This is a genomic window from Ruegeria sp. (assembly GCF_965243365.1).
GTDB lineage: Bacteria > Pseudomonadota > Alphaproteobacteria > Rhodobacterales > Rhodobacteraceae > Ruegeria.
Genome location: NZ_CBDEUW010000002.1, coordinates 2,964,847 through 2,983,293, shown reverse-complemented (window position 1 = coordinate 2,983,293; position 18,447 = coordinate 2,964,847). Strand labels below are relative to the sequence as shown.

At 57.9% G+C, this 18,447-nt stretch carries 14 protein-coding genes; 5 read left to right on the top strand and 9 right to left on the bottom strand.

Features of this window, described 5'->3' with window-relative positions:
- Nucleotides 1-21: 21 nt before the first annotated feature.
- Complete coding sequence (locus ACP0GE_RS18500) at nucleotides 22-1,185, bottom strand: pyridoxal phosphate-dependent aminotransferase (RefSeq protein ID WP_424833373.1); 1,164 nt, start codon at nucleotides 1,183-1,185, stop codon at nucleotides 22-24.
- Here ACP0GE_RS18500 and ACP0GE_RS18495 point away from each other — a divergent pair.
- The 3 genes from ACP0GE_RS18495 (at nucleotide 1,184) to ACP0GE_RS18485 (ending at nucleotide 4,141) form a co-directional block, all read left to right on the top strand.
- Nucleotides 1,184-2,563 (top strand): M48 family metalloprotease, encoded by a 1,380-nt coding sequence (locus ACP0GE_RS18495; RefSeq protein ID WP_424833372.1) that lies wholly within the window; start codon nucleotides 1,184-1,186, stop codon nucleotides 2,561-2,563. The two genes, ACP0GE_RS18500 and ACP0GE_RS18495, sit on opposite strands and share 2 nt — an antisense overlap.
- On the top strand, nucleotides 2,560-3,318 hold the full coding sequence (locus tag ACP0GE_RS18490; protein ID WP_424833371.1) for a DsbA family protein: 759 nt from the start codon (nucleotides 2,560-2,562) through the stop codon (nucleotides 3,316-3,318). Before ACP0GE_RS18495 ends, ACP0GE_RS18490 begins: the two co-directional genes overlap by 4 nt.
- A 121-nt stretch (nucleotides 3,319-3,439) precedes the next feature.
- Entirely contained in the window at nucleotides 3,440-4,141 is a 702-nt protein-coding gene (locus ACP0GE_RS18485; RefSeq protein ID WP_424833370.1) for a hypothetical protein, read from the top strand.
- Nucleotides 4,142-4,263: 122 nt separating this feature from the next.
- Here the strand turns inward: ACP0GE_RS18485 and ispG are convergent, their stop codons facing one another.
- From ispG to hemA, 3 genes are all read right to left on the bottom strand, one after another.
- The gene (gene ispG / locus ACP0GE_RS18480; protein WP_424833369.1) at nucleotides 4,264-5,385 is read right to left on the bottom strand and encodes a flavodoxin-dependent (E)-4-hydroxy-3-methylbut-2-enyl-diphosphate synthase; all 1,122 of its coding nucleotides are present in this window, start codon (nucleotides 5,383-5,385) and stop codon (nucleotides 4,264-4,266) included.
- Between the two features lie 71 nt (nucleotides 5,386-5,456).
- A complete protein-coding gene (locus ACP0GE_RS18475; RefSeq protein WP_424833368.1) occupies nucleotides 5,457-6,671 on the bottom strand; it encodes a helix-turn-helix domain-containing protein in 1,215 nt (404 codons plus the stop codon).
- Nucleotides 6,672-6,800: 129 nt separating this feature from the next.
- Nucleotides 6,801-8,024, bottom strand: a complete 1,224-nt coding sequence (hemA, locus tag ACP0GE_RS18470; protein ID WP_424833367.1) for a 5-aminolevulinate synthase — start codon at nucleotides 8,022-8,024, stop codon at nucleotides 6,801-6,803.
- Nucleotides 8,025-8,333: 309 nt separating this feature from the next.
- Between hemA and ACP0GE_RS18465 the strand changes: the two genes are divergently transcribed.
- Nucleotides 8,334-9,719, top strand: a complete 1,386-nt coding sequence (locus ACP0GE_RS18465) for a M20/M25/M40 family metallo-hydrolase (RefSeq protein ID WP_424833366.1) — start codon at nucleotides 8,334-8,336, stop codon at nucleotides 9,717-9,719.
- A 134-nt stretch (nucleotides 9,720-9,853) separates the two neighbouring features.
- Here the strand turns inward: ACP0GE_RS18465 and lpdA are convergent, their stop codons facing one another.
- On the bottom strand, nucleotides 9,854-11,248 hold the full coding sequence (gene lpdA / locus ACP0GE_RS18460; protein ID WP_424833365.1) for a dihydrolipoyl dehydrogenase: 1,395 nt from the start codon (nucleotides 11,246-11,248) through the stop codon (nucleotides 9,854-9,856).
- A gap of 213 nt (nucleotides 11,249-11,461) precedes the next feature.
- On the opposite strand from lpdA, the gene ACP0GE_RS18455 reads away from it, so the two are divergent.
- The gene (locus ACP0GE_RS18455; protein WP_424833364.1) at nucleotides 11,462-11,896 is read left to right on the top strand and encodes a hypothetical protein; all 435 of its coding nucleotides are present in this window, start codon (nucleotides 11,462-11,464) and stop codon (nucleotides 11,894-11,896) included.
- Here the strand turns inward: ACP0GE_RS18455 and ACP0GE_RS18450 are convergent.
- The 4 genes from ACP0GE_RS18450 to ACP0GE_RS18435 form a co-directional block, all read right to left on the bottom strand.
- A complete protein-coding gene (locus ACP0GE_RS18450; protein WP_424833363.1) occupies nucleotides 11,893-12,471 on the bottom strand; it encodes a DUF924 family protein in 579 nt (192 codons plus the stop codon). The two genes, ACP0GE_RS18455 and ACP0GE_RS18450, sit on opposite strands and share 4 nt — an antisense overlap.
- A gap of 108 nt (nucleotides 12,472-12,579) precedes the next feature.
- Nucleotides 12,580-13,854, bottom strand: a complete 1,275-nt coding sequence (locus ACP0GE_RS18445) for an MFS transporter (RefSeq protein ID WP_424833362.1) — start codon at nucleotides 13,852-13,854, stop codon at nucleotides 12,580-12,582.
- 109 nt (nucleotides 13,855-13,963) lie between these two features.
- Entirely contained in the window at nucleotides 13,964-15,010 is a 1,047-nt protein-coding gene (gene queA / locus ACP0GE_RS18440; protein ID WP_424833361.1) for a tRNA preQ1(34) S-adenosylmethionine ribosyltransferase-isomerase QueA, read from the bottom strand.
- 43 nt (nucleotides 15,011-15,053) lie between these two features.
- Nucleotides 15,054-18,419 (bottom strand): DUF3971 domain-containing protein, encoded by a 3,366-nt coding sequence (locus ACP0GE_RS18435; protein WP_424833360.1) that lies wholly within the window; start codon nucleotides 18,417-18,419, stop codon nucleotides 15,054-15,056.
- Nucleotides 18,420-18,447 lie beyond the last annotated feature (28 nt).

The following is an 18,447-nucleotide window of genomic DNA, read 5'->3' as shown; positions in this document are numbered from 1 at the left end:
CAGGCACCGTTTGTGAACGCCCTAGACCCGTTCTTTGATTGCACCGCGCCCGGCCATGAAACGCTGTAGACGCTCCAACCCGTCCTCGATATCTGCAGTAGATCGAGCATAGGAAAACCGCAGTGTCGTGTGACCGCGCTGGGGATCGAAATCCAGCCCCGGCGTAACCGCGACACCGGCCTTTTCCAGGATTTCCGCCGCGAATGCGCGACTGTCATCCGTCAGGTCCGAGACATCCGCATAGACGTAGAAGGCCCCATCCGGTGGCGCGATATTGGTAAACCCGGCTTTCGGCAACCCGTCCAGCATGCGTGCGCGATTGCGGCGGTAGACATCCAGATTCGCTTGCAGCTCTTCGTCGCAATCCATCGCCGCCAAAGCGGCCACCTGACTGGCATGCGGCGCGCAGATGAACATGTTCTGGGAAATCCGTTCAACGACGCGCACCTGATCTTCGGGGACGACCATCCAGCCAACCCGCCAGCCCGTCATCGAAAAGTACTTTGAGAACGAGTTGATCACATAACACTCATCCGTCATCTCCAGCGCAGTCACCGCTTTGGCCTCGTATTCCAGACCGTGGTAAATCTCGTCACTTATGAACGAGGCACCCTGCCCCTGCGCTGCCTCGATCAGCGCCCCCATTGCTGAGTGATCCAGCATCGTACCGGTCGGGTTCGCCGGAGAAGCCACCATCAGACCCTGCAAGTCCAACCCCGCAAAATCGGCAGGCACAGGCTGAAGACGGTTTTCAGGCGCGGTCGGTAAATCGACAGGCTGCAGGCCAAGTGCCTTGAGAATCTGACGATAAGACGGATACCCCGGCGCGCCAATTCCGACGCGATCTCCACTATCGAACAGCGCGGTAAACGCCAGCAGAAATCCGCCGGACGACCCGGGTGTGATCACCACTCTCTCGGGGTTCAGGTCCACATCGTACCACTCGCCGTACATCCGTGCGACCCGCTGGCGTAAAGCCGGCAGGCCCAAAGATACAGTATAGCCCAGCGAGCTGTGCTCCATCGCCTTTGCCAAAGCCTCAACCGCGCCTTTTGGGGCACCTGTACCCGGTTGGCCAACTTCCATGTGAATAATGTGTCTGCCAGCCTCTTCGGCCTTGCGCGCGGCTTCCATCACATCCATCACGATGAAGGGATCGACCCCGGACCGGGTTGAGTTTCGCATGCCCATCTCCCATGTTGCTGGCATGGCTTTTGAACGCGTATCCAGGCTGGCGTCAATCCCGGCCCTGATGCTGGTCGCGGTAACGTGGCTGGTCAGCGCCGTTCAGGCTGGTGCGCAAAGCCTGATCCGGGATCCGGATATCGAATACGGGCTGCGGGAACTTGCCTTTCCCGTACTGCGGGCCGCTGGCCTGAACACCAACCGGGTGCGGGTATTGGTGGTCAATGACAGCACATTCAATGCCTTTGTCATCGATTACAATACAATCTATCTGAATTACGGGCTGATCCTGTCCGTCGATACGCCCGAAATGCTGCAGGCCGTGATTGCCCACGAAGCGGCCCATATTGCCAACGGGCATCTGGCCAGACGGTCTGAAAACCTGAGAGCGGCCCAACGCAACGCCCAGTTGGGTACTGCCCTGGCCCTGATCGCAGCCGCCGCCGGTGGTGGAGAGGCCGCCGCAGGGCTCGCCGCAGGAACCTCTGCCGCAGCGCTGCGCAGCTTTCTTGCGCATACGCGTGCCGAGGAGGCCTCGGCAGATCGCAGCGCTGCGAGTTACCTCAGGTGGGCCGATATCTCGCCGAAGGGAATGGTTGAACTGCACCGAAAATTCGCGGGACAGGAACTGTTAAGCCCTATCAATCAAGACCCGTATATGCGCTCGCACCCAACCACGCGTGAGCGTCTGCGCGCCGCCGAAGCGTTTTTGGAAGAGTTCGAAGACAAGGCCAAGCCCAACCCGCGTGCCGATTATTGGTTTGCCCGGGTCAAGGGTAAGCTTTCCGCCTTTCTGCGGTCACCAAGCTGGACGCTGCGCCGTGCCGCCGAGGAAGACCACCGCGATATCCGGCTGATGCGCGAAGCCTCGGCCCATCATCAGAACCGCGACCTGACCCGCGCGCGCAACGCCATTGACCAAGCGTTGTCGATCCGGCCAGACGACCCGTTCTATTACGACCTCAAAGGGCAAATCCTACTGGAGAACCGCCGCGTGAAGGAGGCAATTGCGGCCTATGGCACTGCTGTCGAAATGGCACCGAATGATCCCCTGATCCTGGCAGGGTATGGCCGCGCACTTTTGGTTGATGGCCAGGTGAAGACTGCGCTGCAAGCACTTGAAAAAGCACGTGCACGCGATTACCGGAATGCCAGACTGATGCGCGATTTGGGATCCGCTTATGCGCAAGTGGGCAATAACGGGATGGCCTCGGCGGTCACCGCAGAACGATATGCCTTGCAGGGCCGACTGGCCGACGCGGGTATCCATGCAAGACGCGCCATCGGGCAGTTGCCCGAAGGTTCTCCGGGGTGGCAAAGGGCACAAGACGTCCTGATCGCCTCGGAACGCGCAAAAAAGAAAAGGAAAAGCAGATGATCCTCAGACACGCAGCCCCCGCCCTTTTGGGGCTTTCGATGCTTACCAATCCGGCGCAGGCGCTGGACCTGAATGCCATGAGCGATGCTGAAAAGGCAGAGTTCGGGGCGCAGGTGCGCGAATACCTGCTGGAAAACCCCGAGGTGATCATCGAAACGATCAACATTCTGGAACAGCGCAACGCTGCTGCAGAAGCTGCCGCAGACAAAGAACTGGTCGCCGCCAATGCCGACGAACTGTTCAATGACGGCTATAGCTGGGTCGGCGGCAACCCGGACGGTGACATCACTCTGGTCGAGTTCATGGATTACCGCTGCGGCTATTGTCGCCGTGCCGTGCCCGAAGTGGCCAATCTGCTTGCCGAAGACGGCAACATCCGGCTGGTCATCAAAGAATTCCCCATTTTGGGCGACGCCTCGGTCATCTCTTCGCGCTTTGCGATTGCCACCAAGCAAGTCGCTGGGGACGACGCCTATAAACAGGTGCATGATGCGCTGCTGGAATTCAGCGGCGAACCCTCCGACGTCACCTTGCGCCGTATCTCGGACGGGCTGGGACTGGACAGCGACGCCATACTTGCCGCCATGGACAGCGACGCGGTGACCGAAGAGATCGCCCAGACGCGCGCTTTGGCGCAACGCATGCGGATTTCCGGGACGCCTTCGTTTGTTCTGGGTACCGAGATGCTGAGAGGCTTTTTGCCCGCCGATCAGATGTTGCAGATCGCGGATGGCGTTCGGGCTGAACAGGGGTGAGCGGATTGGGGCGGTCTACCCGCCCCATTTAACGTGTAACTGTGACTAATTGATACTGCATAATTTTATTGAATGGCGCTCTGATTGTTCAGATCAGAGTTACCGATTGAGGACGTGTAGCTTGCCTTCAAAAGTAACCGCTAAAGCAATTGGTGCGCTACCTTCTCTTCTCTTTTGGGTGACTACCCTGATCTGCGTTTTGTGGTGTGGTATAACTTTCATTAGCAGCAGTGTCACCGCACATTACTTCCCGATGTTGGAACTAAGCGATCATATGTACGTGTTTCGTGCTTGGTCTGTCAGCATACCGGTTATCGTTGCGATGGTAATATTGGTGCTTTGGCACAATCGTCGCCCCTTGCCACCTCGCAATTACTTTTTTGCTTTGATACCTTTGTTTTTTGCATTCACCCTGACTTTCTTGCCACGAGTGGAAAACGGATATGAACAGGAATACTGGCTCGGTAGTCAAAAACACGCCATCCCTTGGAATTTTGCACCGTACAATGGTCAAACGCAGCGCGGAGGTAGTGTCTTTTTTATTCGGGTCAGGGGCGATGAGCTTGCCCCATTCTTTCCACAAAAACCCGATGCCAGCGGTCATCTGATCTTAGGCAAATCGACATCTTTCGGATTTGGACTCGACGCGCCCGTTCCGAAAAAAACTTGTGATGCGGATAGGTACAATTTCAAATGCGAATGGAAGAAAGGGGACTATGTATATTATTTGTCCAGCCAAGCTCATAGCGTACCTTATGATCCGGAATCCCTTTTGATGCCTATCGTAGAACTGATGGACCGATTTGAAGTAGAAGCCGAATGAAGCGTCTCTGTTGGTTCTTGACATGATCGCAATCACTCAAACGCATGTAATTGCCTCACGGCCAAATGGGCAGATTACGCTAAGCGTGTAAGATCAGACGATTAGCTGGTTGCAGCGCTACATTACTCCGCCGCCTCTGCCGCAGAATCCAACTCCGCGGCTTTCTTCTCAACCTGCTCCACGATGTGGTCGATCATCTGATCGTTCGACATCTTGTGGCTGGCCTTGCCCGCCAGATAAACCATGCCCGACCCTGCCCCGCCGCCGGTAAAGCCGACATCGGTCATCAGCGCCTCACCTGGGCCGTTGACCACGCACCCGATGATCGAGAGACTCATTGGCGTCTTGATGTGCTCGAGCCTGTGTTCCAGTGCCTCAACCGTCTTGATCACGTCGAACCCCTGCCGCGCGCAAGACGGGCATGAGATGATATTTACCCCACGATGGCGCAGGCCCAGAGATTTGAGGATTTCAAACCCAACCTTGACCTCTTCAACCGGATCGGCCGACAGGCTGACGCGGATTGTGTCGCCGATACCCATCCACAGAAGGTTGCCCAGACCGATGGCTGACTTGATGGTGCCGGATACAAGCCCTCCGGCCTCGGTAATGCCCAGATGGATCGGCGCATCGGTGGCTTCGGCAATGCCCTGATACGCGGCCGCCGACAGAAAGACGTCGCTGGCCTTCACGCTGATCTTGAACTCATGAAAATCGTTATCCTGCAGGATGCGGATATGCTCCAACCCGCTTTCGACCATCGCCTCGGGGCACGGCTCGCCATATTTTTCAAGCAGGTGCTTTTCCAAAGAGCCCGCGTTCACACCGATGCGGATTGAGCAATTGTGGTCCCGGGCAGCTTTGATGACTTCTTTGACGCGCTTCTCATCGCCGATATTGCCGGGATTGATCCGCAGGCAGGCCGCACCGGCCTCAGCCGCTTCGATGCCACGGCGGTAGTGGAAGTGAATATCGGCCACGATCGGCACCGGGCTTTCGCGCACAATCTCTTTCAGCGCTTTGGATGACGCTTCATCCGGAACCGAGACCCGCACAATATCCGCCCCGGCCTCGGCCGCCGCCTGCACCTGTGCGACTGTCGCCGCAACGTCTGTGGTAAGCGTATTTGTCATGGTCTGCACAGCAATCGGCGCGTCGCCCCCGACGGGCACGTTTCCAACCATGATCTGGCGGGATTTACGGCGATAGATATCGCGCCACGGGCGCACGGGATTATGGGACATGAGGACGAGTCCAAAGCTGCCTGATTTGAGCCTTTAGATAGTTCGGCAGGGCTCGTACCGCAATGGTGAGGTTACTCGGCAGGTTCTTCTGTCACCTGTGTCTGCAGTTCAGCGACCAATTGCTTGAGGGCACTGTTCTGCTCAGCCTCAAGATCCGCCACGTTATACGTCTCGGACACTGCATCTTTCGACAAGATGACTCCTTTGGCCACTGTACCGGGCGCACCAGCCGGACCATAGTGTTCGCCGTTCATCGAGAAATAGACTGCGCCCGAAGCGCCCGCGCGCAATTGCGGGGGTTCTTCGGTCAGCGGAACTTCGAACACGCTGCCCTGTTCAACCGTACCCAGCGTACCTTCGAAAATAACGCTGCCATCCGCCGCTGTCACACGCATCCAGGCCGGGCTGACTGCTACGATTTTCAGTGTCGTATCGATCTTTTCGACCACCTGCGGCAGGGCCGGACGCTCAACCGTATGAACTTCCGCCACTTCTACCTTGGGCGGTTCCGGCGGGCGGAACGCACCCACGGTACGTGGGTCGAGCGTGGAAATCGGGGCATCGCGAGCCACCAGAACCGGAACATCCAGCGCCTGTGGACGGTACAGACGGTCCAGTGCCTCGGCGCTTGGTACGATGGCGCTGGCGGTTTCAACCTCATCCGGCTGCGACCGCACAGTGTCCAGCGGGTCGAGATCGGTCAGCACAACCGGCGCTTGTTCAACCGGGCTGACCTGAACCTGTTGGATCCGGTTCAGAACGGACCAACCGCCGTAGCCGATACCGCCAATGACCGCCAGCAACACCAGGGTGGATCCGATTGCACGAGGCTCGATCTGACTGACGAACGACTCCTTACCGGGCACAAATGGCGTGTTCGGCGAAGTAAAGGGGTCCCGCCCCATCGGGCCACGCGCGGGCAAACCGCCGGACGCCTTCCGCACCACGGATGCCTCGGCAGACATGCCATGCGCAACTTCGAACCCGCTTTCCTGACAGAAGGTCGCAAATGTCTCATCCGGGTCCATACCCAGATAGCGCGCGTAGGAGCGCACGTAACCAGCGATAAATCCGGGCGTATCAAAGGCGTCAGGATCAGCGTTTTCAATAGCGGCGATGTAGTTGGCTTTGATACGCAGTTCGCGCTGCACATCCAGAAGCGACTTACCCATGGTTGCGCGTTCACCACGCATCACGTCACCAAGACGCACCTCATAATCGTCGAACCCTTTGGGTCTGACGTCAGTGTCTTCTTCGGAATCGCGCTGTGACTTGCGCCCAATCATTCCTGCTGCCCCATTCTGCCTGCCGTGTCTTACACGCCCACGGCGAATCACTCCCACAACGATTCGTCCGCTACTTTTATTAGCGTAAGCTTAACACGCGACAAGCGAGTTGCACACTTTGGCGTGAGGTTATCCTGCAAGTTCGGCGCGATTTAGCGCACAATGTGACCAAAGTTCGTCCATGGCTTGCACCAATTTGTTCATCTCATCGGGGCCATGAACCGGCGACGGAGTGAACCTCAGACGCTCGGTTCCGCGCGGAACCGTCGGGAAATTGATCGGTTGGACGTAGATTCCATGGTCATCCAGCAGCATATCGCTGAGCTTTTTCGTATGCACCGGGTTTCCGACTATGACGGGCACGATGTGGCTGCCATGGTCGATCAGTGGCAGGCCCATGCCCTTAAGGCGCAGCTTGAGGATCCTGGCCTGGGTCTGATGCTGCTCTCGCAGTTCTGACGCAGTTTTCAGATACGCAACCGAAGCCGCCGCTCCGGCGGCCACAGCGGGCGGAAGGGATGTGGTGAAGATGAAGCCCGGCGCATAAGAGCGCACCGCGTCGCACATTTTTGCACTGGCGGCGATATAGCCCCCCATAACACCAAAGGCTTTGGCCAATGTGCCGTTGATGATGTCGATCCGATGCACCAGGCGATCACGCTCTGTCACGCCACCACCGCGCGGGCCGTACATACCCACGGCATGCACTTCGTCGATATAGGTCAGCGCACCAAATTCATCGGCCAGATCACAAATCTCTTCAATCGGGCCAAAATCGCCATCCATCGAATAGACAGATTCAAACGCGATCAGCTTGGGTGCCTTAGGGTCATCGGCTTCAAGCAGCTCGCGCAGATGCGCGACATCATTGTGGCGGAAGATCCGTTTGGCTCCACCGTTGCGGCGCACACCCTCGATCATCGAGGCATGGTTCAATTCATCCGAATAGATGATCAAACCGGGGAACAGCTTGGGCAGCGTGCTCAGCGTCGCGTCATTGGCGATATAGGCGCTTGTAAACAGCAACGCGGCTTCCTTGCCGTGGAGGTCGGCAAGCTCAGCCTCCAACCGCTTGTGGTAGACCGTGGTGCCCGAGATGTTGCGCGTACCGCCCGAGCCTGCGCCGGCGGCATCCACTGCTTCGTGCATGGCACTCAGAACAACCGGATGCTGGCCCATGCCAAGATAGTCATTGCCACACCATACGGTAATGTTTTGCTGTGAACCGTCAGGACGGGTGCGTACGGCATGTGGGAAATGCCCGTTGCGGCGTTCGATATCGATAAAGGTCCGGTAACGACCTTCGTCATGCAGCCTGGCAATCGCTGTATCGAGCTGAGCAGTATAGTCCAACGGACCCTCCTTCGGTACCCGGCGTCTGTTCGCGCTGCCGAGCATTTTTTGTCGCAGCGGAGAAATCCGCAGAAGCAACCTTGCGTTCTCTTGGACCCAACACATATGCCCGCCCAAGTCCCGCATCATTGATTTGCATCAAATATCTCTTTGCATGCCCGCCGACAAGCGATGTTACGGCACTCAGACGTGGGGAAACGACGCAGCTCCCCACCTCATTCTGCCTACTTTAGCGTCCGGTTCGGGCTGGACGATACCGCAGACCCTGATAGGGTCCCCCCAAATTACCACACTCCAAGGAGCCTTCCCATGTCTCTTGACGCCGTCCTGGGTCGGATCGACGCTGATCTGACCGCCTCGATCGACCGCCTGATGGAACTGCTGCGCATCCCCTCGATTTCGACCGATCCTGCCTACAAAGCGGATGTTGACAGGGCCGCAGATTGGCTGGTCTCCGACCTGCAAAGCATTGGGATTTCAGCCGAAAAACGCCCAACAACCGGTCACCCGATGGTGGTGGGCCACGTCGGAGAGGATAGCGATGGCCCCCATCTGCTGTTTTATGGCCACTATGATGTGCAGCCGGTCGATCCGCTGGAGCTGTGGGATCGGCCCCCTTTCGAACCGGCCCTTGAAGACACTCCTAACGGTCAAGTGATCCGGGGCCGCGGATCGTCCGACGACAAAGGCCAGTTGATGACCTTCGTCGAAGCCTGCCGCGCCTGGAAGGCCGTTCACGGTAAATTGCCCTGCCGCATCACATTTTTCTTTGAGGGCGAGGAAGAATCAGGCTCGCCGTCGCTGGTTCCGTTCCTGCAGGAAAACGTGGCCGAACTGAAAGCCGACCTGGCGCTGGTCTGCGATACATCGATGGTGTCCCGCGGCGTCCCTTCCATCGCTGCGCAGCTGCGCGGAATGCTAAAGGATGAATTTACCATTCAAGGCCCGCGTATCGACCTGCATTCAGGCCATTATGGCGGCCCCGGATTGAACCCGCTGCGGGAACTGTCTCGTATTGTGGCCTCATTCTATGATGAAGAAACGGGCCGTGTCGCAGTCGAAGGCTTCTACGAAGGCGTCCATGAGGTGCCGCAAGAACAACTGCGGCAATGGGAAAATTGCGGCTTCGACGAACAAGATTACCTGAACTCGGTCGGCTATTCCCAGCCCCACGGAGAAAAGGCATACTCAACCCTCGAACAGCAATGGGCCAGACCCACGCTTGAGGTCAACGGCCTTTGGGGCGGTTACAACGGGGCCGGATCGAAAACGGTGATCCCCTCTCTGGCGCATTGCAAAATCACCTGCCGTCTGGTGGGCGACATGGACCCGGACAAGCTGCGCGACAAAATCCGCAAACATGTCGAAGACCGTCTGTCGCCTGATGCAAGTGTCGAATGGGACAACGACCTCGAAGGGTCCCCCGCCTCGGTGATGAATCTGGACCGCCCCGAATTCGAAGCCGCCCGAGGCGCCCTTTCCGACGAATGGGAACGCGAAGCGGTCTTTACAGGCATGGGTGGATCAATTCCGGTGGTTGGCTATTTCGACACCGTGCTTGGGTTGGATTCGATGCTGGTCGGCTATGCCAATGATGACGACGCCATCCATTCGCCGAACGAGAAATACGACGTCAAAAGCTTCCACAAGGGCATCCGCTCCTGGGCCCGTATTCTGGATGCTTTGAATAAGTAAGAGTCTTCAGCGAGGCTCTGCCTCGCGCACCGGGATATTTGGGGCCAGATGAAGTACGGATCCCCTGCTTCATCTGGCTATAAATATCCCGGGGGAGTCGCGGCTTGCCGCGGCGGGGGCAGAGCCCCCTTCTTCTACATGTGGATCACGCGCCCATAAGCATCCAGCACGCTTTCATGCATCATCTCTGACAGCGTCGGATGTGGGAAGACTGTGTTCATCAAGTCTTCTTCGGTGGTTTCCAACTGGCGGCCCACCACATAGCCCTGGATCAGTTCGGTCACCTCGGCGCCAATCATATGGGCGCCTAGTAGCTCTCCGGTCTTGGTGTCGAAGACCGTTTTGATCAGACCTTCCGGTTCACCCAAAGCGATAGCCTTGCCGTTGCCGATGAATGGGAAACGACCAACCTTGATGTCGTAGCCCAACTCTTTGGCCTTGGCTTCCGAGTACCCAACCGAGGCGACCTGAGGCTGGCAATAGGTACATCCTGCGATGCTCTCGGGTTTCACCGGATGTGCGTGTTTTCCTGCAATCAACTCGGCCACCATGACACCTTCGTGGCTGGCCTTGTGCGCAAGCCAAGGCGCGCCAGCGATATCGCCAATGGCATAAAGCCCCTCAACCCCGGTGCGGCAGAACTCGTCAGTGACGACATGGGTCCTGTCGATCTTAACGCCCAGTGCCTCAAGGCCCAGGTTTTCAACGTTGCCAACGATACCAACCGCCGAGATCACAATGTCAAAATCGTGCTTTTCGACCTTACCCTTCACTTCGATATGCGCGGTGACCTTGCCCTTGGCGCGATCCAGCTGCTTGACCATCGCCTTTTCCATGATGGTCATGCCCTGCTTGGTAAAGGCTTTCTTGGCAAAGGCGCTGATTTCGGCATCCTCAACCGGCAGGACGCGATCCATGACTTCAACCACGGTCGTATCCGCACCCAGCGTGTTGTAGAAGCTGGCAAATTCGATCCCAATCGCGCCCGACCCGATAACCAGCAGCTTTTTAGGCATCCGGGGCGGTTGCAGGGCGTGCTTATAAGTCCAAACCAGATCGCCATCAGCCTCCAGCCCCGGCAATTCACGCGCACGCGCGCCGGTGGCCAGAACGATGTTCTTCGCCGTCAGCTCTTCTGTCCCTTTATCGGTTTTGACGCTGACCTTACCTTTGGCCGGGATCGTCGCCTCACCCATTACCACGGTCACCTTGTTCTTTTTCAACAGGTGACCAATACCCCCCGACAACTGCGCCGCAACCCCGCGCGATCGCTTGACGACTGCGTCCAGATCATACCCGACCTTGTCGGCCTTCAGGCCAAAGTCCTTCGCACGCTCCATCAGATGAAACACTTCCGAGGACCGCAGCAGCGCCTTGGTTGGAATACAGCCCCAGTTCAGACAGATACCGCCAAGGTGTTCGCGCTCGACCACAGCGGTTTTCAGCCCTAGCTGAGCCGCGCGGATAGCGGCGACATAGCCTCCGGGGCCGGCCCCGATTACGATCAGATCAAAGGATTGTGCAGCCATGTGTCCCTCTCGGCGCAGGTCAAAAAAATATAGTTTACCATTAAACTAATTTTCTCGACGCATCAACAACTGTGCCCGCGACATATGTGACGCAGGGGCAATTTGCGCATTTTGCGCTGATTTCAGCCTATACCTGCTGAATGGCAAAGGCTAGAAAAGAGGCGCCAGGACATCCCCGGTTTCTTCAAGTCATTGATTAATGGAAGGCAAATCATGGCCAAAACGCTCAAGGACCTTTTCTTCGCCCTATTGAACGCAACGCTAATTTTAATGGCGCTGTGTCTGTTTCTGGTGTGGAAGGTGGCGCAATCGGTGGAAAACGTCCAAACTGGTTTCAAAGAGAATTTGCAGGTCGTCATCCCGCTAAAGGAACAGGTTCAGGGTATTCGGGGAGAGCTTGAGGGCATTCGCAGCGCCTTGGTCGCAATCCGGCAACAGGACGGTACGCTGGATACCGCTTCGCGTGCGCAGCTGAATGATGCGATGCAAAGCCTGAAAGATCTGGAAGGCAAGCTGGCTGGTGCTCAGTCCCGCATGTTGGAAATCGTCGACAATCCCGAGGACCTGATCAACTACGCCATCACCACCTCAGCCGAGGCGATCTCGGGTCAATACATGGCCCTTCGCGGCTGTGTGCCGGCGACTTAGGTCGCCGACTGCAAAGCCCGCACTGTTGCACCGTAGCCGCCGTTGCTGACGTAAGCGGCTTCATGCTCGGTGGTGGGGCGGTCCAACGCTTCGTTGCGGTACGGGAAGCGACCGAACTGCCGGATCACTTCGCGATGCGCACGCGCATGCAGAAGGTTACCGGCACCATGGTTCGGCATCCTCTCGCACATCAGGCGCACACAGCGCTCCTGATCGCACAGGTTTTCCGAATGCATCATGGGCAGGTAGAAAAACTGCCGCGCCGGCTCATCGATCTTCAGATCCCAGCCTTTGTCGACCGCGCATTTTGCAGCCGCCAGGGCTGCTTTGTCCGAAGCAAAGGCTTGCTTGCTGCCCCTGAACATGTTGCGCGGAAACTGATCCGTCAGAATGATATAGGCCAGCGACCCGCTGGGATATGTCAACCACAGCGAGAAACGACCCTCACACGCCGCTTTCCATGTTTCCAGAAACCTTTCGCGGATTTGCGCGTCCAGCGCCTCATCCTGCAAATACCACCCTTCCGGGCCCACTTCGTCTAACCAAAAACTCAATACTTCTTCAGGACTAACCATGCCCTTAGACTCCGTAAATTCCCTCCCCAGGGACGTAACGTCAGTTAAGTCGGTTTTACAGAAGTGTTACAGTAAAATATTGCAACATGCGCGAAATAAATCCGGCGCTTAGGCGGATTCCTGAGTTGTTTCAGCCTCATCCTGCGCAGCCTCGATCACAACCTCCTGCGCGACTTCAAGCGCAACCGGCGACGATGTTGGGTAAATAGGTGCAATTGAAGCGGTTTCATCAACAACGACATAGGCGCGCTGGGTCATTCGGTAGGCCGCGTAGACCGCTACGGCGAACAACAATGTGGCGATGAACAGGAAGAACCCCTGTGGCCCAAAAACACCACTCCCCATCAGCCAACCGGTTATCAGAGGCCCTGCAATCGCACCAAGACCGTTGATAAAGATCAACCCGCCCGAAGCCGCGGCCATATCCTCGTATTCAAGGTAGTCGTTTGTATAGGCGATCAGCATCGAATAGAGCGGGTTGGACATGCCGCCAATGACGAAGGCCGTAGAAAGCAGAATGGGCATCGAGAACCCGAAGAACAACCCTACTAGCGCGCTCGTACCACCTACGGCTGCACCAAAGAGGATCGTTATACGACGATCAAATCGATCCGACAGCCAACCCAGCGGATATTGCAGTACTAAAGCCCCGATATAGAAGGACGCAACAAAGGTCGAGATTTCGACGACTGACAGCCCTGCCTCGGCTCCATACACCGCAGCCATTGTAAATTGCGCCGAGAAGACGCCCCCTAATAATAGCATACCAACGCAGCCCAGCGGGGACGCATTCATAAGCTGTTTCAGGGTCATAGGTTTGGTCGTGTCGAAGGATGGCGTTGGAGAAATCGACAACAGGATCGGAGCGAATGAAACCGATACGAAGATCGAAGCGATCACAAAAGACTCGTACCCCGCAGGGTCGCCGACCAGCATCAAAGCCTGCGCGCTGACGATACCCGTCATCTGTACGATCATATAAAGCGACAGGGCCTGACCGCGGTTTTCGTTGCTGGCGGCATTGTTCAGCCAGCTTTCCGCAGTCACGTAAACGCCAGAGAAACAGAAACCGATAATGACTCGCCCCAGCGCCCATGCGACCGGGTCGGTCAGCAGCGGATACATGATCATCACGGCGGAAATGAACGACGCAAGCGCCGCAAAGACGCGCACGTGCCCGACCCGCCGGATCATCTCGGGCGCCAGGCGCGATCCTCCGAGGAAGCCGACAAAATAGGCGGACATGACGAATGACATCTGCAGGGTCGAGAAATCCTCGATCTGCCCTCGGACACCCAGCAACGTGCCCTGAAGCCCGTTGCCAACCATCAGCAACCCCATGCCAAGAAGCAGTGCCCATGCACTGGAAAGAACCTGAAGCATTCCGCCTACCCAAAGCCGCCGATGTGTTTCCTCTGACTTTCAACGATGAATCGTTTTTGTCGCGGTCGTTTACGACATTAGTGCCGCAATTGTCCAAAAATCCCGGCACTCATGGGATCAGAAGCGACGCGTCCCCGTAAGAAAAGAACCGGTACTTCTGCGCAACAGCGTGGTCGTAAATCTCTTTGACCCGATCCTGCCCCGCCAGCGCCGACACAAGCATCAGTAATGTTGACTTCGGCAGATGAAAATTCGTCATCAGGGCATCGGTGACATGAAACTTGAACCCTGGATAAATGAAAATGTCGGTTTCACCTTCCCAGGGCTGAATCTGACCACTTCGCGCCGCGCTTTCGATTAGCCGCAGCGCTGTCGTGCCAACAGGGATGACCCGATTGCCTGCCGCCTTAGTCGCCTTGATCTCGGTGGCGGCTTCGGCGCTGACCCGGCCCCATTCGGCATGCATCTTATGTGTGGTCACGTCCTCGACCTTCACCGGCAGGAAGGTGCCCGCGCCCACGTGCAACGTGACATGAGTAAAGGTGACGCCCCGATCTGCCAGCGCCTGCATCAGATCATCATCGAAATGCAATGAGGCGGTCGGCGCGGCGACGGCCCCCGAATTGCGTGCCCAGATCGTTTGATAGTCGGTCTTGTCCTGCTCATCCGCCGGGCGCTTGGCAGCAATGTATGGCGGCAACGGCATGGCGCCCGCCTTCTCTAGCGCGGCGTCAAAATCGTCGCCCGACAGATTGAACTGCAGGTAAGCCTGCCCGTCCGAAACCCCAGTCAGACGGGCGCTGAGAAGGGGTGAGAAAGTGATCTCTTCCCCGATTTTGACTTTCTTCAGCGGCTTGATCAGCGCGGCCCAGGTGCCGTCAGCCTGCGGATCCAGCAAAGTCGCCTCGATAGCGGCCGAGACCGGCCCTTGCGCACTGTCCCGATGACGCCGGCCATTCAGGCGCGCTGGTATGACCCGGGTGTCGTTCAGCACCAGACGATCCCCCGGTCGCAACCAGTTCGGCAGGTCGAATACGTGCTGGTCTGAAATTCCGTCCCGGTCGGCAACCAACAGGCGCGCTGACGAGCGCGGCTGAGCAGGCCGCGTGGCGATCAGGTCTTCGGGCAGACGGAAATCAAAATCGCTGAGCTTCATGCGCGCGCCATACAGCGGCATAACAGATTCGGCTATACCAAGATCAGCGGTCCTCGCCCCGGGTATGTGAGGATGCGTTGGATCGGTCCGGTACCGCATTCGGACCGTCAGACACCGTCGGCGCCGGGGCCCGCATCAGATTGCGCAAAAACAAGGGGGCCAGCCCGGAAAGAGGATTAACCGATACCTTAGGGTCGGTCAGAGGCCCCTTGAGCGTGTAGTTGAAAGCAAAGATGCCTTCCCCTTTCTGGGTCAACACGCTGCCAACCGCGTTTAGCAGGTAGATCGGAGAAATCGCACCGCGCAAATCCAGCATCCCCGCAACCGTATCGATCGTGCCGTCAAAGGACAGGCCCATTGAGGGCCCGACTGCGCTACCGCTGAGAACTTTGACCTCGGTCGGTGTGATGCGCATTTTGCTGTCGATGGCCGAGAAAAAGATACCCTGCCCCGCCATCTCATCCAATAGCCCAACAAGGCTGATCGCATTCAGCAAAGCAGCCATGGCAGGCGCGTCCTTGATCCGTGTATTCTTGATCTTGAGATCGACGTCATAATCTCCGGGCGCGGCGGCAGGTTCCAGCCGCAGGTCCATTGTTCCCTCTCGTGCCTGTGTCAGAATTCCTGCCGACCGCAAAACAGCCCCGGCATCCCCCGAGGTCATCGTGACAGCACTACGCGCACCGCGTGGGGTGACTTGCCCCTGAACTGGAGCGCCGCCATTGACCTGCGCGCTGAAGGCCCCTGTCAGGCCACCCGTCGTCTGGAACGACCCGTTCAACCCCGTCAGCGCAACCGTTTCCGTGACCTGCAGCCGGTCAAGCGTCACGTCAAGGTTAGGCCCGGGACCCGCGCCACCGCCCCCGCTGCCAAAGGTCGATTTGGCCAGATTCAACACGCCGCCCAAAACCCGAATGTCTGGCACGGCGGCACCGCGTCCGATCAGCTCTGCTGGCACCGCCAACCAATTCCCCAATTCAAATGAGCTGAACCGCACCCGATCAAAACCGCCGTCGCGAAATGAGATCGTGGCCGAAGTGCGCAGCCCCGCCGCATCGATCCGCAATTCATCCACACTCAGCTCATCACCCAGGGTTGCAGCCGCGGTCATGGTTCCAGCGGTGCTGGCAGGTTTGCGCCAGCCCAGTTCCGGGATCGCCATCCCCACCCCCACCAAATCTGACCGCGCCGTCAAACGCGGAGGCTCACCAGCCCCGATGCCAAGATCAAAATCCGCGATCCCCAATCCAGTCAGCATACCCTGCGGAAGCCCGGCATTGATCTGGTCCATCAGCAGCGGAGAAAGCTCGATCTGGCCTGCCAACTGGCTGCGCTGCGGCTCTTTTCCGCCAATCGCCTGCGTCCACTTGGCCCGAACCGGGACCTCTCCGAAGAACCCGTTGCCATCGATTGAGACCTGTGACTGATCACCTACCAGGCGCAAGCGGTCCGCGCTGACCTCGAATCCCGGCACCAGCTTGTCGCTGTCGAGATCGCCCAAATCTCCGGTAAAGTGAAACCGTGCCTCGTCGAACTTGAGCCCCTTTTTCATCGGCAGTGAAAGGGTGCCGGTCAGCGCCACCTGCCCCTCGGCCAAGTCCACAGGCAGATTAGCTTTCTTCAGCAATTGCAATGGCGGACGATCCAGCAAGGACAAAGCCGCTGTCACGCTGCCCTTTGCCTGCACCCGCGCGATACCAGGCGACGACTTCTTGATACTTGTATCCGGAATAATGAATGACGTCCCCGCAGCATCCACCGCCCCGCCCTGATCCGCGATCACGATCCCCTGCTGTGCCGTCACTGTAAAACGGCGGTTGAGCAGACTGGCCTGCCCCTGTGCCTGCTGGATCGGAGGCAGGGTTTTGGCAAAGCGCAACTTGGTTTCAGCAAACTCGAAATCTGCGTAAATGTCGGGCTTGGCATCCGGCTTAAGGCGCAAAGCAAAGTCCAAATCGGACATCTCACCATGAAAGATGTTTTCGGTCACCCATTTACGGGGCTTCGGCGCCAGTCGCTCCGGCCAATATTTCAATAGCTGCTCGGACCCCATCCGGTCGATCTGTGCGTCGATCTTCGCAGCCCAACCCTCGGACAAGCCGGCGAGTTCGCCATCAAACCGCAACCGGTGTTCACCATCCTCGACAGTCACTTGTCCCAACCGCATGCGGAACGGGGCCAGTTTCATCTGAAAATCAACGTCTGCGCGTTTCAGATTCAGCGCTTCGGGGAAAAGATCTGCCGGGTTCAGTTGGATACCGCTGAGCCGGAACTGACCGGACATACTTTCAAGCCACCCCGCCTCGACACCTTTCAGAAAGGCTTTGCCTTCCCCTCGAAAAGAGCCCCAGGCGGATACAGCCGAGACTTCATTGAAATCCAGCTCCTGCTTGGATGGGTCATATGTGAAATACGTGCGGGCGGATTCGAATTTGATCGGGCGCGTTTCCGGGTTTGGCTGTACCGCACCAGCCCCAAGGTTCAACGTGGCAAAAACCGGCCCCAACGCTCCTTCAGCGTCCACACTGCCGCGAAGCGCGCCAGAGATCGGGGTTCTGAGCACCTGCAACCAGGCAACGGCAGGACTTTGACCTGCAATATCTTCGGCGGGCAGATCGGTGATGGTCACGCCGAACTCGGCCGCTGCACTGTCCAAGGCACTGGTATAGTTCGCCTCGATCCCGCTGACATAGTCCCGGCCCGAAAGAACCGAGAACCCCGTCGCCAGCCGCACCTGCTGATCGCTGCGGGTTGCCAATATGTGCCCGCCATCCATGATCCAGGATCGGCCCTGCCGCACATCCTGATAGTCCAAAGTAATCCCGTCCAGCCGAACGGAAGTCAGCGCCGATAGTGACGGAGACTTGAAGACCTCATCCGATGCTTCAATCAACTGCGCCAGGTTAGGAGCCTGCCCAACCGGCGCGCTGCCCGTGCCAACGGTCAGGGACAGCGCACCGTCCATCCCACGAGTCAGCGCGATTTGAGCGCCATCCAGTATGATGCGTTTGGGCCGGACATGCCCCCGCAGCAATGGCCGCATTGCAAGGCTCGCGCGCAGGTCTGACACTTCGGCGATTTGCTGACCCGCCGCATCGCTGATGCGCACGTCGGTCAGACGCAGACGGGGGCGCCACCCTTCGTGAATGATAAGGCTGACATCGCCAAAGCGGATTTGCACACCGCCCAGGGCCTGATCCAGCCGTGCCTCGACCCGGTCGCGCAGCCAGGCCGGGGCGTGCATCCGTTGGCCGATCACCATGAACGCTGAAACGATGGCGAGGAATACCAAAACAAAAACGCCGCGCATCGCCCACAGCACAGCGCTTCGGCGACGCGAGCGACGGCGTGGCTTTTTCGCGCCGGTTTCACCCTGTTGTTCGTCTGGCTGCACCAAATTGCGTTCCACGTCTTTCAACCCGCCGACGGTGCCCTAT